Genomic DNA, 17,069 nt, shown 5'->3' with positions numbered 1-17,069 from the left:
TTTCTCCGGCAAAATCGGGTTTAAGTCGGGCTCGCTGTCCCGGTTAAGTGTGCAGTGGGATGCCACCGGCAGTGACGCTGCCTCCTGGGACTGCTGCTCAGGACTGTGGCGCGGCTGCAGTTGTCAGTAGTCGCCTGATCATCAGGCATTGGCATTAAAGGCATTGCCCTCGAAACGGAAGCGGTCCGGACTGAGAGGTGTCTCAGTCATGACTGCATTGTCATTGAAGCTGACCGGGCCCAGACGGGCATTGGAGCCGCGTGAGGTCAGGCCTACTTCCTTGAGGCGGGCATTGAGTTCTGGCATGTGAGCCTGAACTTTCTGCAGGGTCTCAAACTTTTCAGCCACAAATGACATCTGGATTTCAGGGAAGCGCAGCTTGACCTTTACCTGCAGGGCACCGAGGTTTTCAAGGTCGAGATTGAAGTTGAGATGCCAGCTGGTGCCGCCATCTTCATCCTTGCGTTTCTGAGCGCTCATGCTGCCTTCCTTGCCGCCCTGATAGTTAGGTGGCAGAGGAATATGGCGCAGCATGGACTGATCCTGAGGGATGGACTGCATCTGCTGCTGCATGCGCTCTACCTGACCAAAGGTTTCCTTGAGCAGGTCGCGGCTCTTGCTGGCGCTGGTCTCGTCCATTTCCTGAGTCATCTTCTGGTGTTCCTTGATGGCAGGCTCAAGAGCTGCTGCCTTCTGGGCACCGCCCTGAGTCTTCTTCAGGAACTTGTCAACGTTCTTACCAATCTGCTCAAAACGGATACACAGCAGCATGAAAGCCCACTGGTGCAGGGCCATGGCCTGAGAAGATGATGGTGACATTGGACCGGTGACAAAGTTCAGCCAGTTGCTGACAGTCTGCAGATCATTGACCGGATTGTTCAGAGACTTGAGCAGGTTCTGAGCCTGTTCCTGCATCTTAGGTGGCAGGGACTGATCAGCTGCCGCTGTCTGCAGCTTTAAGGTCAGGTTCTCAAGACTGTTCTGTCGCAGGCTGGACTGGGCTGCCTGTTCAGTGTTTTTGCTGTTGAGTGCCGAGGTGTCACGGGTTCCATCTTCAAGGGCTGCCTTGCTTGGATCTACAGTTTTATCAGCACCGGCTGCCTTATCAAGTCCTGCAGGCGGCATGCTGGCAGCCTCATCGGCATTACGGCGGCCAAAGAGTGAAGCCAGACGGCGGAACAGACCACCTTCCTTTGGAGTAGCAACATTGTTGACCACACTTTCTTCAGGAATAGGGTCGTTCTGACCGGAGGTAATCTGGGCAGCACCAAGAACGCTGGAGCTCATCATGCCATCATTGCCCTTGTTGATAATCTGGCTGATGGCATTGTTATCGGCAGTAAGGTCAGTATCGGCAACTACACCGGACAGAGCCTGATTGCCATTGCTGCTGTTTTTCAGGCCAAATTCATCAAGGTCATCAGACGGTACGGTCTGAATAACGTTCTTGATAATCTCATCCTGCAGGCTGTCCTCATCAAGGCTGATAACAGGAGAGTGCAGAATAGGCATAGGAGGAATCTGAATGCCTGGGCGATCACCTGTTGCCGGAGTACCTCCAGTACCAGGCATTGGTGAAGGACCTGTTCCTGAAGGAGCACCAGCCATGCCGCTCTGACCGGCGGCGCCGGCAGCTCCGACAGCACCGGCTGCTCCGGCAGCCTGGGCGCCCTGAGCAGGCTTAACACTCTGAGCCAGCTCGTTACGCACTGCGGCAGCAGCCTGCTGGGCAGCCTGAGCTGCCTGCTGAGCTGCGGCCTGGGCATTCTGTGCAGCCTGTGCAGCTGCCTGAGTACCGGCAGCTGCCTGGGCACTGGCCTGAGCACCTGCAGCAGTCTGAGCATTAGCCTGGGCAGCAGCCTGAGCGGCTGCCTGGGTCTGTGCTGCGGCACCCTGCTGTGCCTGTCCTGGCTGAACCTGGCCAGTCTGAGCCTGGCCAGCACCCTGAGTGCCGGTCTGGGCAGCTTGGGTCTGACCCTGAGCCAGCTGGGACTGAGCGGCACCTGCAGTCTGGGCTGAACCCTGACCTGCAGCACCGGCACCCTGGCCACCGGCCTGTCCGGTGGTCTGACCGGCTGTCTGAGCCTGCTCGACACCGGTATTACCTGCTGTGGTGTTGCGCTGGGCTGCCTGCAGGGCGTGTTCGCCATGATTTACTTTGGCGCGCTCAGCTGTCTCCTGAATAATATGAGTAGTGGTAGAGGCTACGGCTGTGCCTGTGGCCTTGATATGAGTATCACCAACGGTATTAACCCTGGTTGAACCCATGATCTGAGCTTCCTGAGTTCTCTGTTCGGTAAGAGTCTGAGAGTACAGACGCGAGAACTGGTTTATCTCACCATTGCGGGCGGCCATTTGCTCGGCCTGAGTACGGGCCTGCTGAGTCTGTACCTGAGCCTGATGCTGAGCTGACATCTTGTCAGCCACATTGGCAGCAGCCTGGGCACGGGCCTGCATATTGACCAGAAATTCTTCCTGAACAGCCTTCTTATCCTGAATCTGCTCGTCCTGAGCAATTTCTCTGGTCAGCTTCTGCTCGGTCTTTTCGGCGGCCTGTTCCTGCTGAACAATTTCTTTCTTAATCTGAGCCTGATCTGAGCGCTGCTCAAGGTACTCGCGGGTCTTTGCTACATCGGTTGCAGATCCGTGAGTTGCCGGGCGGCGGGCAGCCTCATCGGCAGCCTCAGCCTCGACATCGACCTCAGCTCCCGGTGGCAGACGGGTCTGAGAAAGAACATTGTTCTCACTGCGGGAAACAGCAGCTCCGTCATCCAGAACCTCGCCATCAGCAGGTGCGCCTGACAGACCGGCTGGAGCAGCAGTAGATGATCCGCTCTGAGCGTCCTGAGCAGCAAGACTGCCCTGGCTTAAGGTAGCCGGACGTTGAACAGTGTGTACAGGAGGCTGTCTTTCATCATTAAGGCTGTTTTGCTGTACGGCTCCATACAGGCGGGCGTACATATTGGAGCGGCCGCCATGTGACTGATTGAGGATGCCACCAGAGGCCGAGCCTGCGTTCTGGCCCTGACCAGACATACCAGCAGTCTCGCTGTTGCTGCCGTCACTTGCTCCCATGCCTTGCTGATTACCCGGAACAATGGTTGGGCGATGAGCCATATTTTCAGGAATGTCGTCCTGACCCTGACCCTCACCTTCAGGCTGCGGAACAATAGACGGAAGCTGAGCGGTATTGAGATCAGCAGGGGCACGACCCTCCTCCCCATCAGCCACAGGCTGCTGAGGCACGATAGACGGACGCTGTGCAGTGTTCTGGTTAGCAGGTGCCTTGGACTCATCGCCGTCAGCTGGCTGCTGGTTTGGAACAATGGATGGACGCTGGGCAGTGTTCTGATTTACAGGTGCCTTGGACTCATCGCCGTCAGCTGGCTGCTGCGGAACAATGGATGGACGCTGGGCAGTGTTCTGGTTAGCAGGTGCCTTGGACTCATCGCCGTCAGCTGGCTGCTGCGGAACAATGGATGGACGCTGGGCAGTGTTCTGGTTAACAGGTGCCTTGGACGCATCGCTGTCAGCTGGCTGCTGCGGAACAATTGATGGACGCTGGGCAGTGTTCTGGTTAAAAGGTGCCTTGGACTCATCGCCGTCAGCAGGTTGCTGGTTAGGAACAATGGATGGACGCTGGGCAGTGTTCTGGTTAACTGGTGCCTTGGACTCATCGCCGTCAGCTGGTTGCTGGTTAGGAACGATAGATGGACGCTGGGCAGTATTCTGGTTAACAGGTGCCTTGGACTCATCGCCGTCAGCAGGTTGCTGGTTAGGAACAATGGATGGACGCTGGGCAGTGTTCTGATTTACCGGAGCCTTGGACTCATCACCATCAGCCTCAGGCTGCTGCGGAACAATGGATGGACGCTGGGCAGTGTTCTGGTTAACAGGTGCCTTGCTTTCATCGCCGTCACCTGGCTGCTGGTTAGGTGTGATGGCCGGACGCTGGGCAGTGTTCTGGTTAACCGGTGCCTTGCTTTCATCGCCGTCAGCTGGCTGCTGCGGAACAATGGATGGACGCTGGGCAGTGTTCTGATTTACCGGAGCCTTGGACTCATCGCTGTCAGCTGGCTGCTGCGGAATAATGGATGGACGCTGGGCAGTGTTCTGATTAACAGGTGCCTTGCTTTCATCGCCGTCAGCAGGTTGCTGGTTAGGAACAATGGATGGACGCTGGGCAGTGTTCTGGTTAACAGGTGCCTTGGACTCATCGCCGTCAGCTGGCTGCTGGTTAGGAACGATGGCTGGACGCTGGGCAGTGTTCTGATTTACAGGTGCCTTGCTTTCATCGCCGTCAGCAGGTTGCTGGTTAGGAACAATGGAGGGACGCTGGGCAGTGTTCTGATTTACCGGAGCCTTGGACTCATCACCATCAGCCTCAGGCTGCTGCGGAACAATGGATGGACGCTGGGCAGTGTTCTGATTTACAGGTGCCTTGCTTTCATCGCCGTCAGCTGGTTGCTGATTAGGTGTGATGGCCGGACGCTGAGCTGTGTTCTGATTTTGCTGTACAGGGACATCAGCGTCAGCCTCTCCTGCAGGGATTGTTACAGGGCGGGCATGCTGACTGTTTGATGTCGGGATGTCAGCATCGGCCTCAGACTGCTGAGCCTGATTGTGGGCCTCAAGGATACGTGCCTGCATCTTGAGGGCGTTTAAAGCCTGCTGGTTTGGCTGGATAGTATCGTTATCGACACTGCCAAAGTGGGAGACAGGAATAGTCATGCCTGGCATGATATCCATACCGCCATAACCGGTGCTCTGAACTGCCTTAAAGCTCAGATTTACGATATTGGACGGCATGTTGTTCATGCTAAGTGGAGGCATCTTGCCATCAGTTGCAGGTCTGGCTGCATTGCTCTGAGGCTTAATATCGGCTGTAGCTGGCTTGTCAGCTGGAGCTGGAGCTGGAGCCGGTTTTGTCTCTCCCTTACTATCAGCAGTGGCTTTGTTGTTCTGAGCAATTACAGGTGCTTTGCTCTCAGCCGGGGTGTTTGCCTGAGCCTTGCCATCTGCAGGAGTCTGGGCAGGGCGAGTCTGATTTGGCGCAGCTTCACCCTCTGCGTCTGCAGGAGGGACAGGGTAGCGTGAGCTGATAGCGTTTTGAGCTGCAGCAAGTTTTTGAGACAGAGCCATGGTATGAGCACGCATGGCATCAAGAGCTGATTTTCTGTCAGATGCGCTGTTCTGTGCAGATACTTTTGGCTCAAAGACTATCTTTGGCATTTCTGCAGGATCAGGCAGTTTGCCTTCCTGAACTATGCGCTGACGCTCGGCACGAAACTCACTTTGAAGTTTGCTTGCACGGGCAGACAGTTCGGCCAGGGAAAGCTGGCGAACGTTAGCCTCAGGAACATGACGTGAAGGTGGCGGCAGTTCACCATCGCTTGGTGCTGAAGAGCCGTTATCGCGGCTGAAAAGACGGTTGATGCTGTCAGAGCGGTTCTGACTTGAAATGCTGCGATCAAACTTTTCGGCTTCTTCAGGGGAAATCTGGATGAGGTTGCCACTCTTGGCTGTGTTGGCAGCACGGGCAATAAGATTGCTGATGCGCTTTGAGATTTCAGCGCTGATAGGCTTGTCAGCTCCGGGAGTTCCCTGAGTGTTGCGGCTGTTCTCTGTGCGGGCGGTGTCAGGGTTGGCATGAGCCTGACGCAGCTGACGCAGGCGCTCGGCATAGGTGGCTGAGTCCTGTTTGGCAGCATGCTGGTTATCGCGGGAGGTCAAAGCAACTGAATTGTCTGAGCCACGGGATGAGGAGGAAGTTGCTGTTGATGCTGCAGCATTTTCTCTGGCTGAGCGGGCCAGAGCCTCTGGCTGATTGCTTTTGACGTATTCGATTGAGGCACTGAGCACACGGCTGCTTGCCTGCTGAATGCGGCTGTTGGGCTGGTTCTTTGGAACATTAATCTGACGGACTGCCAGATCTCTTTCAAGGCCTGCGCCCATGTGGCGACGGTCTGAAAGAGTAACCAGGTTTTCCACCATGAACTTGGCCAGATCCTTACCGGTCTGAGTTCCTTCTTTGAGGGTTGCAGGCAGGGAGTTCATGGCCTTTTGCAGCGATTCGGCTGCATCTCGGGTGCGGACAGTTGAAGAGCCGCTGGAAAGATTCTGCGCAACTTTTTCCTGGAGGGAGGAATCACGGTCAATGAGCTTGCCTGCCAGCTTGCTGTAAACAGCCATCTGCTCGGCCTGGGAATCGACCTCTGGTTCACCGGCAGCAGACATGGCATTGCCCAGACTCTGATTGAGCCTGTTCATTGAGCGCGACAGTGAGTCACCTACCTCATCCTGCTCCCTTGACAGAGAGTTCAGATATGAGACTGTAGCTGCTTTATTCATTGCAGGGGAGCGTGACGCTTCCTTATCTTCACCTGTAAGGGCGGATTTCAATGAAATTCTCGAGGTATCCGCAGCGGAGGTCCTCTGCAGGCGGTTATCTACGTTAGTGCTCATGAAACAAAACCTGAAGCCGGCGCGAGCAATTATGCATGCACGTTGCGCTGCGCTTGCAAAATTACCCGGCCTGGCAGAAGAAGAACATGTTCTGATGCCGTAACGGCTGTGAAGATGCAGGGGTATATCATTTGTGACCTGCAGCGCTGAGTTTGCTCATAGGTCGATAATATCAGCAGATGACAGCTGTTCTGAGCTTCCTGTACTGACCCCATACCCAAAGCAGTGCACACTTCATGCCTGAAGAGCTCATATAAAGCCCTGCATGAAGTGCATGCTTGAGTTTAGCCATGGGCGGCTATATTCAGGTAAAAAAAACAGCTTCAATACAGACAGAAAATGCAGGACGATGCTGCAGGCAGGATGCTGGCCATGCCACTGATACACAAAGGATAATTCCTGACAAAAAAACCGAACAAATCCCGAAATTGCAGGACAGTTGACATGCTTCAGGGATTGCCAGGTTACTCCTGTGACAAATTAGCATTCTAACATGACCACAGTGGATAATAGCCGGGGCACTGTTGCTGGGACATATGGCCGCAGAGGCCGTACAGCTGACATACCCGTTTATGGCATGGCTGTACATAACAGGGAGCTGTTCGCAAAGACGGTAGACCGTCTTGCAGAATCCTGAGACAGATATCAATGGCGAACAGAGCAGGAGGATTAAAAGGCAGGGATCGGGTTAAATGATTTGCTGTCTGGGATGCAAACATGAAGTTGCATTTAATGTGTGCTCTTTTGCGCTGGCGATGTCTGAGAGCGATATTGTCAGTATGAAAAAGTTCGAAGTATGTTGACCAGGATGGCACTTGTCTTGTTAAAAGTCGTGCGTAAATCACGTTTTTTTACATAAATGCCACACGTAAGAAACATGCAATAACAGTATAATAGTGCGGATAAGCAAAGACTCCTGGTGGTATCAATCAAAAGGCATATCATCACTAATGGCTTACAGCCAGATACCTCTGCAGGAGCGCAATTATAGTCACACAGTAAGGCCTCTACGCCCTTGAATCTGTGTTATATAGCTTTTTGCAAATGTGTTTTGTAAAGCTGCCGTTTTTCCGCAGGCCATCCTGTGCTGACAGCATGAGTACTCTTTCTGTCTCTAAAGACAGGTAATCACTTACGGTTACAGGAGAAAGTAACTGTGATGTGGGATACAGGTACAGCTTACTTGCTGTCTCATGTTGTTTTATCTGTTCTGCGGTTTTTCAGTGTAAGGGGAGTAATCCCCGGTACATGCATACACGTACAGTCTCAAATACCTTTTCAGCAGTCATGAAAGATCATCGTCTCTGAAAGACTCTGTGTTCTGGCATGTGACTCAATCAGGTTGGTTCACTTGATGGTTTCCTTACGCGACAGCAGTTTAGCCCTGTCTGCTCTGCTTTCACTCATGTTTTTCCTTGCTCCTTCGGCCCTGGCTGCCTTAGAGCAAAGCTCAGCAAATGGCAGTCCATCAGCTAATGGAGCTGTGCCTGCAAATAATCAGTATGCCTCGGTAAGTCATGACAATGGCCGATACATCAGCGCCATGGAGCGCGAAACAGCCCGACGCATGACTGACATGACTCCTGCCAGCCAGTCAGATTATGGATATATCAGTGAGAGGGAATTAATCACACTGTCGCGCACCATGCGCCCTGACGCTGAGCTGATCCGTCGTACCGAAGAGGAGAGACGCAGCAATATGGCCCGTGCCAGAAGCATGTCTCTTCTTGAGCTCAATCAGCTGATGTCTCAGCCATCCCCAACACTTTCCCATATTCCTTATGAAAATGAGTCCGGCTTTATGGGGGCATCAGTCTATATGCACATGATGCACCTTGATTATGCCAGAGCCATGCACGAGCAGTGGGTAACTCAGGAATACCAGAACGAGGTCAGGGATAATGCCCGCAATATGGGTGAAGTCCATGAGGACGATGTCAGTTTTTACCGCAGTCATGGCTATGAGAAGGCGTGTACTGACTATCGCTTCAGCATCTGCATGACCCGTTTCAGTCCAACCATAAACAGTATTTTCACCATTAATCATTACGCCCATGAACTGAAGAATGCTCTGAGTATCAACCATGACAATGTCTACAGCAACTACACTGCGCTGTGGAATTTTAATGAGCACCTTCAGGATATTATCCGTCAGGACCTCAAGGACAGTAATACAGTAGGTGTTAAAGAGTACAGGCAGCTTCAGGAGCGTATCTCACGTACCGGACAGGTTAGTTTTGACCGTACCCTTAATGCTGAAGCCTTTGCAGCTGCAAATCATAGCCAGGTTATTAAGACCCAGGATGAGGTCAGAGCCGCAGCCGCAGCTGCTGCATCGAACCATTCTGACGGATCTGGAAATTCTGGCGTAGACATTATGATTTCTCTGGACGATCTGCCAAACGGCTACGATCAGGACTACGAGAAGTACAACAAGAAGTTCAGTATCGAATTCCTCAACGGTACAGCTTCTTCAAAGAGCGACAAGGACAACAGCACGGCACAGTCCGCCTCATCGGCCAGCAGTTCCTCTGGCACAGTCCCAGTGGTGGAGGGCTCCGGATCTGGCGCAGAGCCTGTGGATATCATGATCACTCTTGATGACCTTCCATACGGTTACGACAAAAGCTATGAGCGTCACAACAAGCGCTTTTCAGCATCAATGATGTTCAGCGGCAGCGATAACGGCGAAGGCAGGCCGGTAAAAATTCAGACGCGCGATGACAGTAATGACGATGACAAGACCAAAAGCAATTCCGGTTCAGACAACTCATCTGCTCATCAGGCAAAGACTGTAAATACGCAGAACTCGCAGCAGCAACCAGCAGGCGCTCAAACCAGTACCCTGAGCATTGCCAATGATAAGGGTGGTGTACATCCCAGCACCAGTGCAACAGTGTCTGATACAGCAGCACTGCATGGTGGTGACACGCATAGTGCATTACCGAACGGGAGCTCTGATAGTCACCCTGACGGGCTGACTGGAGCGTCTCTTCCAGCTATTGTGCCGATTCCAATGATTTCACTTTCGCGTACTGTCAATTCAGTCTGCCAGCTGGGGACTGATGAGAGGCTTTCTGCTTACGGTGGTCATGGAGGACTGCAGATAGTTCAGCCGGTATTACCAGTGCGTGCACTGCAAAGAAAGTATGTCAGGGAGATACTCGGGCGTCATTCGAACATTTCACAGGAAGCCTTGTGGCACAACATTAAAAGCAACAGCCGCCCATCATTTGAAGATGATCAGGGATCCTATCTTGAGTACTCACTGCGCTACCATATCAGCAGCTCCCGCCTGAAAAACAAAGGCTATTTCATTAAGGGCACAGACACCCCAGGACCATATATGAGTCAAGACAGCAACAAGAGCTCAAAATGACTATCTCAGCAAACAAGCAGGGCAGATTACAGCAATGTAATCTGCCCTGATTCATTGTTAACAGCAAAAAGGGCAGGCCCGGTGGGTCTGCCCTTTGAGTTATAAGGAGCCACTTGACGCTGCCAGACAGGCAGCCAGGATCCTGATACAGTAATCTTTAGCCTAACAGGGAAAGACCCAGCTGAGGGCGGGTGTTGGCCTGCATCAGCATGGAAGCAGCAGCCTGCTGAATAATGGACTGCTGGGACAGATTGGCAGACTCTTCTGCGAAGTCTGCATCACGAATTCTGCTACGGGCATCAGCCTGGTTAGCAGAGACGTTAGCCTGATTGCGAATGCTAGATTCTAGCCTGTTCTGCATTGCACCTAGTGAAGCGCGCTCACCATCGTACAGACCGATGAGCTTGTCCATTGCAGTTATAATCTTTTCCGACTCGCCTGCAGTTGAAAACTTAACCGTGACAACACCAGTAGCTGCGATATTTAAAGCATCAACATTACCATTACCAAGCTTGGAAAGAGCAAAATTCTTCATGGTAAGGTCAATGGTATCACCACTGTTTGCGCCTACCTGGAAAGTAATTTTAGCGTCGTCACCGGCGGCATTCTGCTTACCCCACATAGCATTATCCTGCTGGCCATTAAGAATGGTTTTGCCGCCAAAGGTGGTCTTAGTAACGATGCGCTGGACCTCGTTAAGCAGGGAGTTGGCTTCGGCACTCAGAGCCTTGCGATCATCAGCTGTGTTAGTACCGTTGTTGGACTGAACAGCCAGAGTACGGACCTTCTGCAGCATGTTGGTGATTTCATCCATAGCGCCTTCAGCTGTCTGAGCAAAAGCTATTCCGTCAGCTGCATTACGGTTGCCCTGGTTAAGGCCATTTATCTGGGTGGTTAAACGGGAACTGATCTGAAGGCCGGCTGCGTCGTCCTTTGCGGAGTTGATTCTTAAGCCAGAAGAGAGTCTTTGATAGGTTGTAGCCAATTGGTTCTGAACATTGTTCAGGTAGCGGCGGCCATTAAGTGAGCTGATGTTTGTGTTGACGTAAACTGCCATAGTAAATACCCCATAGATCGCATGACGTTAAGTTCCAGGGGCAGGTGGCAATGCCAGTCTTGCGCCCTTTTTCTCTCATTAATTTCTTAACGTCCCTCAGGTCTGGCTTTTTATGAGCATCAGTACTCAGCTTCTCGTGAATAATAAAGGCGTAACTACAATGTTTTGTAGAGCTTACTAGATGCATACATGACGATGTTTCGGTGCTGTAGCAAGTTTTCCTTTAATATTCGTTATTTATCATCTTTGTCTGGAGAAAATGCTTGTATGTAAGTGTTGTTATGTAGAGCGACTGCTGATTGTGGGATTGTCGGCTGATTGTGGTATTGTCAGCTGATGTTGGGGTTATCAGCTGTTATCTGTCGATATTGAGAGTATGGGGGGATGGCAGGCGGGAAAAATAACAGCCTCCGGCTGCTGCTGTTGTTTTGCAGCAGGCCGGAGGCCTGGGAAGGATTTATTGCCATGTGGCAGGGCGTAAGGCATGGGCCATGAGGCCCTTGCTGTTATGCCCAGCGGCTGTCAGAGAATGCTGGCAGCGGGATTTCCATGGCTGGACCACTGTAGGCATCTGGATTGACTACGTGGTTGATGAAATAGTTACGGATAAGCTCATCTTCCATGATAACGCCAAGGTTCTCGCCGTTGCCTGAGGCATCAGCCCATGGTGAGCCTGGGGCAGTCAGGAACTGAGTGAAAGCTTCCTGAGTAAAGCCGGAGAAGTTATCTACAGTCTGATCGATCACGTAAATGATGGCAGGCTGAGTAATTCTCTGCTCCAGGGGGCTCTGGGTATCAGTAAAGTTCAGCTGATGATGCATGTGATCGAAAAGAGCGCGAGGGAAGATTGGACCAGCTTCCCAGGTAATAGGACGCTCGTCGGTAAGGCGCATGTCAAAGAGGGCCATGACGCTGCCATAACTGCAGAAAAGCAGGCGCTGAGCCTTGGCCTGATTGATAGGGTAGTTCTTAAGATAGCATCTCTTTATGATGTAGGTTAAGACCTGTGAGCTGCTGAAGAAAATCTCGCGCATAAAACCTTCCTAAAATACGCCCGGATAAATGGTACTGTCCGCCTCATAAGTGCATGGCACGATACCATACTCTTCGGTAGGGGGATCTTCAGATAGTGCATATATTATGGTGATTTTTCAGGGAAAACAAGCAAAAACATGTCAGCTGGTGATATTGGTCATATTGCAACTAAGATACAGCATGACGTTGTTAATACCCCAAAAGAATGCCCACTGCGACGGTCATTTCCGCTAATACACAAAACAAAAGACCCGTAGTTATGTCCCGTGCCATGGGAGTGACTGGCTGTGCTCTGACAAGATGACAATGCAGACTTCCCTGGAGGGTTGATATGCATACAGCAAGTAACGCGCCAGGTGTTGCCAGGTTGTTTGTAAGCCCCATGGAACCGGCCTTTAAACGGCCTCAGTGTCACGATTATTCGTGTTTATGGCTGTAAGTTGGATACTGATTTTGGTGGTTTGCCTGAATGTTGTCTGTTTGAAAATGACGTAAATCTGCAATACAAAGAGCTAAGTAAAGTTGCCTCAAACAGGCGGCCTTTCCCCAGACAGACGGCACGGTCAGTCACAGCTTTTTGTATTGTCAGCGTCTGAACTAATATGCTGCAGCGGCTGTAGCAAAGTGCATATACATGCGCGTTTGCATGACCATTTGAGTGTCCGGAGCATGCATTTGCCGGTCACGCATCAGCTGGTCATGCATCAGCTGGACGTGCATTAGCAGGGCGTCATGCATTAGCGGTCGGCCGGGCGGCAGTGCTTCTGCACTGGGATGGGCTGGGCTGAGGTGGCGGCTTACTGCTTTGTGCTGGTACAGTTTGCAGCTTTGTTCCTGGTGATACTTTCAGCTGGATTAAGGGCGAATGAGCTCCTGGATTTGAGCAAGGCGTTCGTCCTGGTCTTCAGAGCGCAGGCGCCAGCCTATGGCGCACAGGACAACGAGCAGTACTGCCAGAGGTATATTGCCAAAACGCACGAATGGGGTCATTCCCGATGCCGGAGTAAAGGACATAATCAGGGAGCCCTCGATATTGGTCTCAAGACGCTCTCCAATACTTCCGTCAGACTCAATCAGCGCTGTAATGCCTGAGTTGGTGACACGAATCATTGGCTTTTGCATTTCCATGGAACGCATCTGAGCAATGGCCAGGTGCTCCTGAGGACCACGGGTATCGCCATACCATGAGTCATTGGAAATCATGATGATGCCATTGGTGTTCTCATCATGCAGTGAGCTCATGAGCTCAGGGAAAATGGATTCGTAGCACAGGGCTGGAATCAGATAAAGATTGTTACGCTCGATGTAAATCTGCTTCTGGTTGTACTCTCCACGGGTAAAACTTGACATTGGGAAGTTGAAGATTGAGCCGAGCTGCCTTGTGTACTTTTCAAAAGGAACAACCTCGCCAAAAGGCACCAGCTGACGCTTGTCGTAGTACTGGACCTGATCGATGTCATTGCTCTGACCAAGCAGGAACATGGAGTTAAAGCTGTGTTGATCTTCAGTGACGCGCTGCATGCCGATAATCATTGAGGTTTCACTTTCATTAGCATAGCGGTTCATGTCGCGCAGCAGCGGACGTACCTGCTGGAAGTAGACAGGCATGGCTGATTCAGGCCAGACAATAATGTCGTTTTTGCCAAAGTGATCTACTGACAGAGAGATGTACTTGTCGATGCTTGGCATGGTCTGGGATGGATCCCACTTAACAGCCTGAGGGATATTGCCCTGAATGGCGGCCACTTTAACTGGCGGTTCATCAGTGGTGTACTTAACACCATGCAGGAAAATACCAAAGAAGAAGAGTACACCGGCTACAGGCAGGTAGATGTAGCGTCTTTCAATGGCCAGGGCCAGAGAGCCGGCGCAGATAAAGAGAATAAGGGTCAGACCGCGTACACCAATGAGCGGGACATAAGCTGTAAATGGGCCATCAAGCACGGTGTAGCCAAAATACATCCATGGGAAGCCGGTAAAGAGCCAGCCTGCAATAAAATCAGCAATGATAAGCGCTACAGGCAGGAAGCACAGCAGGAAGGCATTTTTGAAAAAGCGGTATTGCTGACCATCTTTCATGGTCAGTACAGGGAAAAGGTAGTTCTGTGTAAAGCCCTGAGGGATCATGCTGCCACCCATGGCAGGCTCTGGCATTTCAACAGCGCCCTCGTCATCTTCAGGTTCTTCCTCGGGCTCCTCAGCCTTTGGCTGATATTTCTGAAATGCCAGACGGAAAGCAAACATGCCCATCAGAGCATGAAAAAGTGCCAGATAGGCACCAAACAGACTTTCTACGCCAAAGGAGAGCAGATATGGCAGTCCTCCAAAGTCAGTCATGACGAAGTTGAGCCACTCAAGAGTGATGGTATTGAGGGCACCAAAGTACATGAGCAGTGACCAGAAGACCTGCTTTCTGGTCTTAAGGCTGGCTACAAAGCAGAATTCAAAGGCCAGGGCTACCAGACTTACCGGCCACATGTTCCATGGGGCATAACCAAGGGTGGAGATAAGACCAAGGCACACTGAGGTTATGACCAGACCTGATTTTGAGTGCAGTACCTTCTGCCAGAATGAACGATCGCTGAAGATTTGAAGCTTGACGAGCAGGGACGACATGATCACCACCGAATTGAGCCAGATGACACACAAAAAGAGGTCGCTGCCGCATCCCCTGCATCCTTGCACTTATTTGAAGGCTCTCAGGCATGTGGCAGTAAAACCGGGAAAAAACGAAAGTGACATTCTAACAAAAGACCTGCAAGTCCGCCTGTATTCCGAAAAATATGTCACTTATGCCCCTGTGCGGCGCAGCAGTAATGATGAAATCTGCGCGCAGCGTGGCCGCAGGTGGAGATTTTACCGGCATTGGCTGTTCTGACGCCTCATTTTCTTATGCTCTCACAGATTCATGAATCTCTGGCGCTACCGTTCCACGGTATGGTGCTTTTCTGAGGCAGGGTGGATGAGGTGATCTGCAGGGATTAGCTGTTTCAGGGCATGATGTGCAGGGCCGGGTATGAGAATAGGGGCAGGTGTGAGGCTGGCAGGCCTGTGGCCTGGGCACAGGCGGCAGCCCTTGGGGCGCTGTTTTTTGTGTGTGGAGGGATTGTCCGGCATTTGGCGGACTGTTCATGGATTATGTGGAGGTTATATACCTCGTAACTCCGTGTTTATCAGGATAGTGTCACTTGTTATTGAAATGTGTCTATGGTCGGTATGGATATTACTGAGGTGCAATTGTGTTGGTGTAATGTTCTCTTTTTACGCTATAGCATTTACATATGTGAGTGAAAAAGCTGATAAATAAGGGGTCCTATACAAACTAATGCATCAGCTGTCCGATCATATACAAGCGCAGTATGTAATAATACGCTAAATATTAAGGGGATACTCCTGCCTGCATTCTCCTTAGAAAGCCTGACTTTGCGTCTGATAAAACCATCGATGCCATAAGACTTGTCCAGCCTGTCCAGATTTTTCTGGCTTTGCAGGGCCTTGTTATGGCTTTTTGTGCTTTGGGCCAGGATCAGAGCCTGTTGGGGAAGTGCAGGATTCATTTGTTCTTATAATCAGAAAGAAATGTCAGATCCACGTCCTGTGATGACTGCGCATTTATGTATGCTCATATTACGCTGCGTTGTTGAGTATTTTCATATGCACGGACCAGCTGACATGAAGTCAGGTTCATTTACATGGCCCAGTCCAGTCAGTACATCACTTTTGTAAATAACCATTCCTGTCCCTTATGCGGCTCACGCGATTATGTAGTTGGAGCTGAGCGCAGGGAAATATTGCAGTCAGTGCCTGTAAAGCCTGAGGAGCTCGATACTCAGGCTGTGGTCAGTTTTACACCGGCTTTGTGCAACAACTGCCAGCTTTCTTTTAACGAAACAGGAATCAGCGATGAAACCAGATCATGGATCTGGGGACGTTACAGGTTCTACAAGGCCTCATCCATGGGCGGAGCTAACTATCAGCCCTACATAGATGAGGTAAGAAAGCGCCTTGATAGCAAAAGTGCACGTGTGCTTGAGGTAGGTGGATATGACGGCTATCTGCTGCGCACCCTGAGTAATGAGGGTTACACCAGTCTGACTCTGATTGACCCGGCTGTGGTTACTGACGGAATCGACCAGTGCCGCAACAGGGTCACAGTCGTAAAAGGATTCTTCCCTGAAGATGAGCCTGTATATCGCATGCGCGTAGAAAGAGGTCGCTCATACTGTTGTGAATCCAAATGCCCGTCAGTCCTTGAAAATGGCGATAGACATGCCCACAGCTGCGAGCCTGGCAACAGTCATACCATGACTGAAGGGCTTAGCCTGGATACGGTTGGACTTTACGATGTAGTCGCCTGCAAGGAAGTGCTCAGTGTCGTGCCTGACATCATGCACTTTGTAAAGGGACTTAACGCTGTGCTCAGGATGGGAGGCACCCTGGTGCTGACCACTCCGCCATTTAACAGTATGCATGCCATGCAAATCTGGCACTTTAATGCCAATGCCATTGACTGGATTGTCTCCCGTTGTGGCTTTGAGCTTACAGAGCACAGGGTAACCTCTCAGGTAACTTACGAGATCTATGTCCTGACTAAGATTGCAGATGTGCTCTATGATGATGAAGTTCCTGATGCAGCGTATTTAATTAAGCCCCAGAGGAATGAAAACTCCGGGGGATACGAAGGAAAAGTTTTTTCGCGTCATATTCAAAAGCAGTGCATTGAGCAGCTCGCTCAGTCATCCACTGTTTCTGCCTCCGCAGCAGCCCGGCTTAATGAAAAGCTGCGTACTCACGCTGAGCTGGGGCATACCCTGGTCATCTACGGTACCGGTCTGCAGACCTTCAATATCCTGAGCTGCCTTGATAAGACCAGTGCCAGCATGGAGCTGTTACTGGTTAACTCTCTTAAAGACGACGAGGGATCTTTATTCATGCTTCCTGACGGGTCAGTCAAGGAAGTGCACTGGGCCGTTTCGGCCTTAAAAGACAGACATATTCCGGTTCTGATACTTGGAGTGCTGTCTCCGCGTTTTATGGAAGAGATCACCGCAGTGTTGCATGAAATCAACTGCACCTGTGATGAACTTATTTCCATGCAGGATCTTATCTGAACTGGTTAGCATTTTCCGGATA

Annotated in this window: 7 protein-coding genes; 3 read left to right on the top strand and 4 right to left on the bottom strand. The window is 51.3% G+C overall.

The window, feature by feature from the left end:
* Positions 1–141: 141 nt before the first annotated feature.
* Complete coding sequence (locus MXE39_RS07205; RefSeq protein WP_246977958.1) at positions 142–6,465, bottom strand: flagellar hook-length control protein FliK; 6,324 nt, start codon at positions 6,463–6,465, stop codon at positions 142–144.
* Between the two features lie 1,351 nt (positions 6,466–7,816).
* Here MXE39_RS07205 and MXE39_RS07200 point away from each other — a divergent pair.
* Positions 7,817–9,844, top strand: a complete 2,028-nt coding sequence (locus tag MXE39_RS07200; protein ID WP_246977957.1) for a hypothetical protein — start codon at positions 7,817–7,819, stop codon at positions 9,842–9,844.
* A gap of 157 nt (positions 9,845–10,001) precedes the next feature.
* Here the strand turns inward: MXE39_RS07200 and MXE39_RS07195 are convergent, their stop codons facing one another.
* The 3 genes from MXE39_RS07195 to lnt all read right to left on the bottom strand — a co-directional run bounded on the left by MXE39_RS07195 (position 10,002) and on the right by lnt (position 14,552).
* Entirely contained in the window at positions 10,002–10,901 is a 900-nt protein-coding gene (locus MXE39_RS07195; RefSeq protein WP_246977956.1) for a flagellin, read from the bottom strand.
* A gap of 506 nt (positions 10,902–11,407) precedes the next feature.
* The gene (locus MXE39_RS07190; protein WP_246977955.1) at positions 11,408–11,935 is read right to left on the bottom strand and encodes a hypothetical protein; all 528 of its coding nucleotides are present in this window, start codon (positions 11,933–11,935) and stop codon (positions 11,408–11,410) included.
* Positions 11,936–12,791: 856 nt separating this feature from the next.
* Complete coding sequence (lnt, locus tag MXE39_RS07185; RefSeq protein WP_246977954.1) at positions 12,792–14,552, bottom strand: apolipoprotein N-acyltransferase; 1,761 nt, start codon at positions 14,550–14,552, stop codon at positions 12,792–12,794.
* On the opposite strand from lnt, the gene MXE39_RS07180 reads away from it, so the two are divergent.
* The gene (locus MXE39_RS07180) at positions 14,551–14,814 is read left to right on the top strand and encodes a hypothetical protein (protein ID WP_246977953.1); all 264 of its coding nucleotides are present in this window, start codon (positions 14,551–14,553) and stop codon (positions 14,812–14,814) included. The genes lnt and MXE39_RS07180 overlap by 2 nt on opposite strands.
* Positions 14,815–15,628: 814 nt before the next feature.
* A complete protein-coding gene (locus tag MXE39_RS07175; protein WP_246977952.1) occupies positions 15,629–17,047 on the top strand; it encodes a methyltransferase domain-containing protein in 1,419 nt (472 codons plus the stop codon).
* Positions 17,048–17,069: the final 22 nt, after the last annotated feature.

The sequence above is a fragment of the Anaerobiospirillum sp. NML120511 genome (assembly GCF_023050955.1).
In the GTDB taxonomy this organism is placed as follows: domain Bacteria; phylum Pseudomonadota; class Gammaproteobacteria; order Enterobacterales; family Succinivibrionaceae; genus Anaerobiospirillum.
Note: the sequence above shows the minus strand (reverse complement) of the source record. Positions and strands in the feature narration are given on the sequence as shown.

Excerpts from the sequence above, each read along its gene's own strand:
- MXE39_RS07205 (WP_246977958.1), bottom strand. The coding sequence starts at position 6,465 with ATGAGCACTAACGTAGATAACCGCCTGCAGAGGACCTCCGCTGCGGAT.
- MXE39_RS07195 (WP_246977956.1), bottom strand. The coding sequence starts at position 10,901 with ATGGCAGTTTACGTCAACACAAACATCAGCTCACTTAATGGCCGCCGC.
- lnt (WP_246977954.1), bottom strand. The coding sequence starts at position 14,552 with ATGTCGTCCCTGCTCGTCAAGCTTCAAATCTTCAGCGATCGTTCATTC.
- MXE39_RS07190 (WP_246977955.1), bottom strand. The coding sequence starts at position 11,935 with ATGCGCGAGATTTTCTTCAGCAGCTCACAGGTCTTAACCTACATCATA.
- MXE39_RS07175 (WP_246977952.1), top strand. The coding sequence starts at position 15,629 with ATGGCCCAGTCCAGTCAGTACATCACTTTTGTAAATAACCATTCCTGT.
- MXE39_RS07180 (WP_246977953.1), top strand. The coding sequence starts at position 14,551 with ATGATCACCACCGAATTGAGCCAGATGACACACAAAAAGAGGTCGCTG.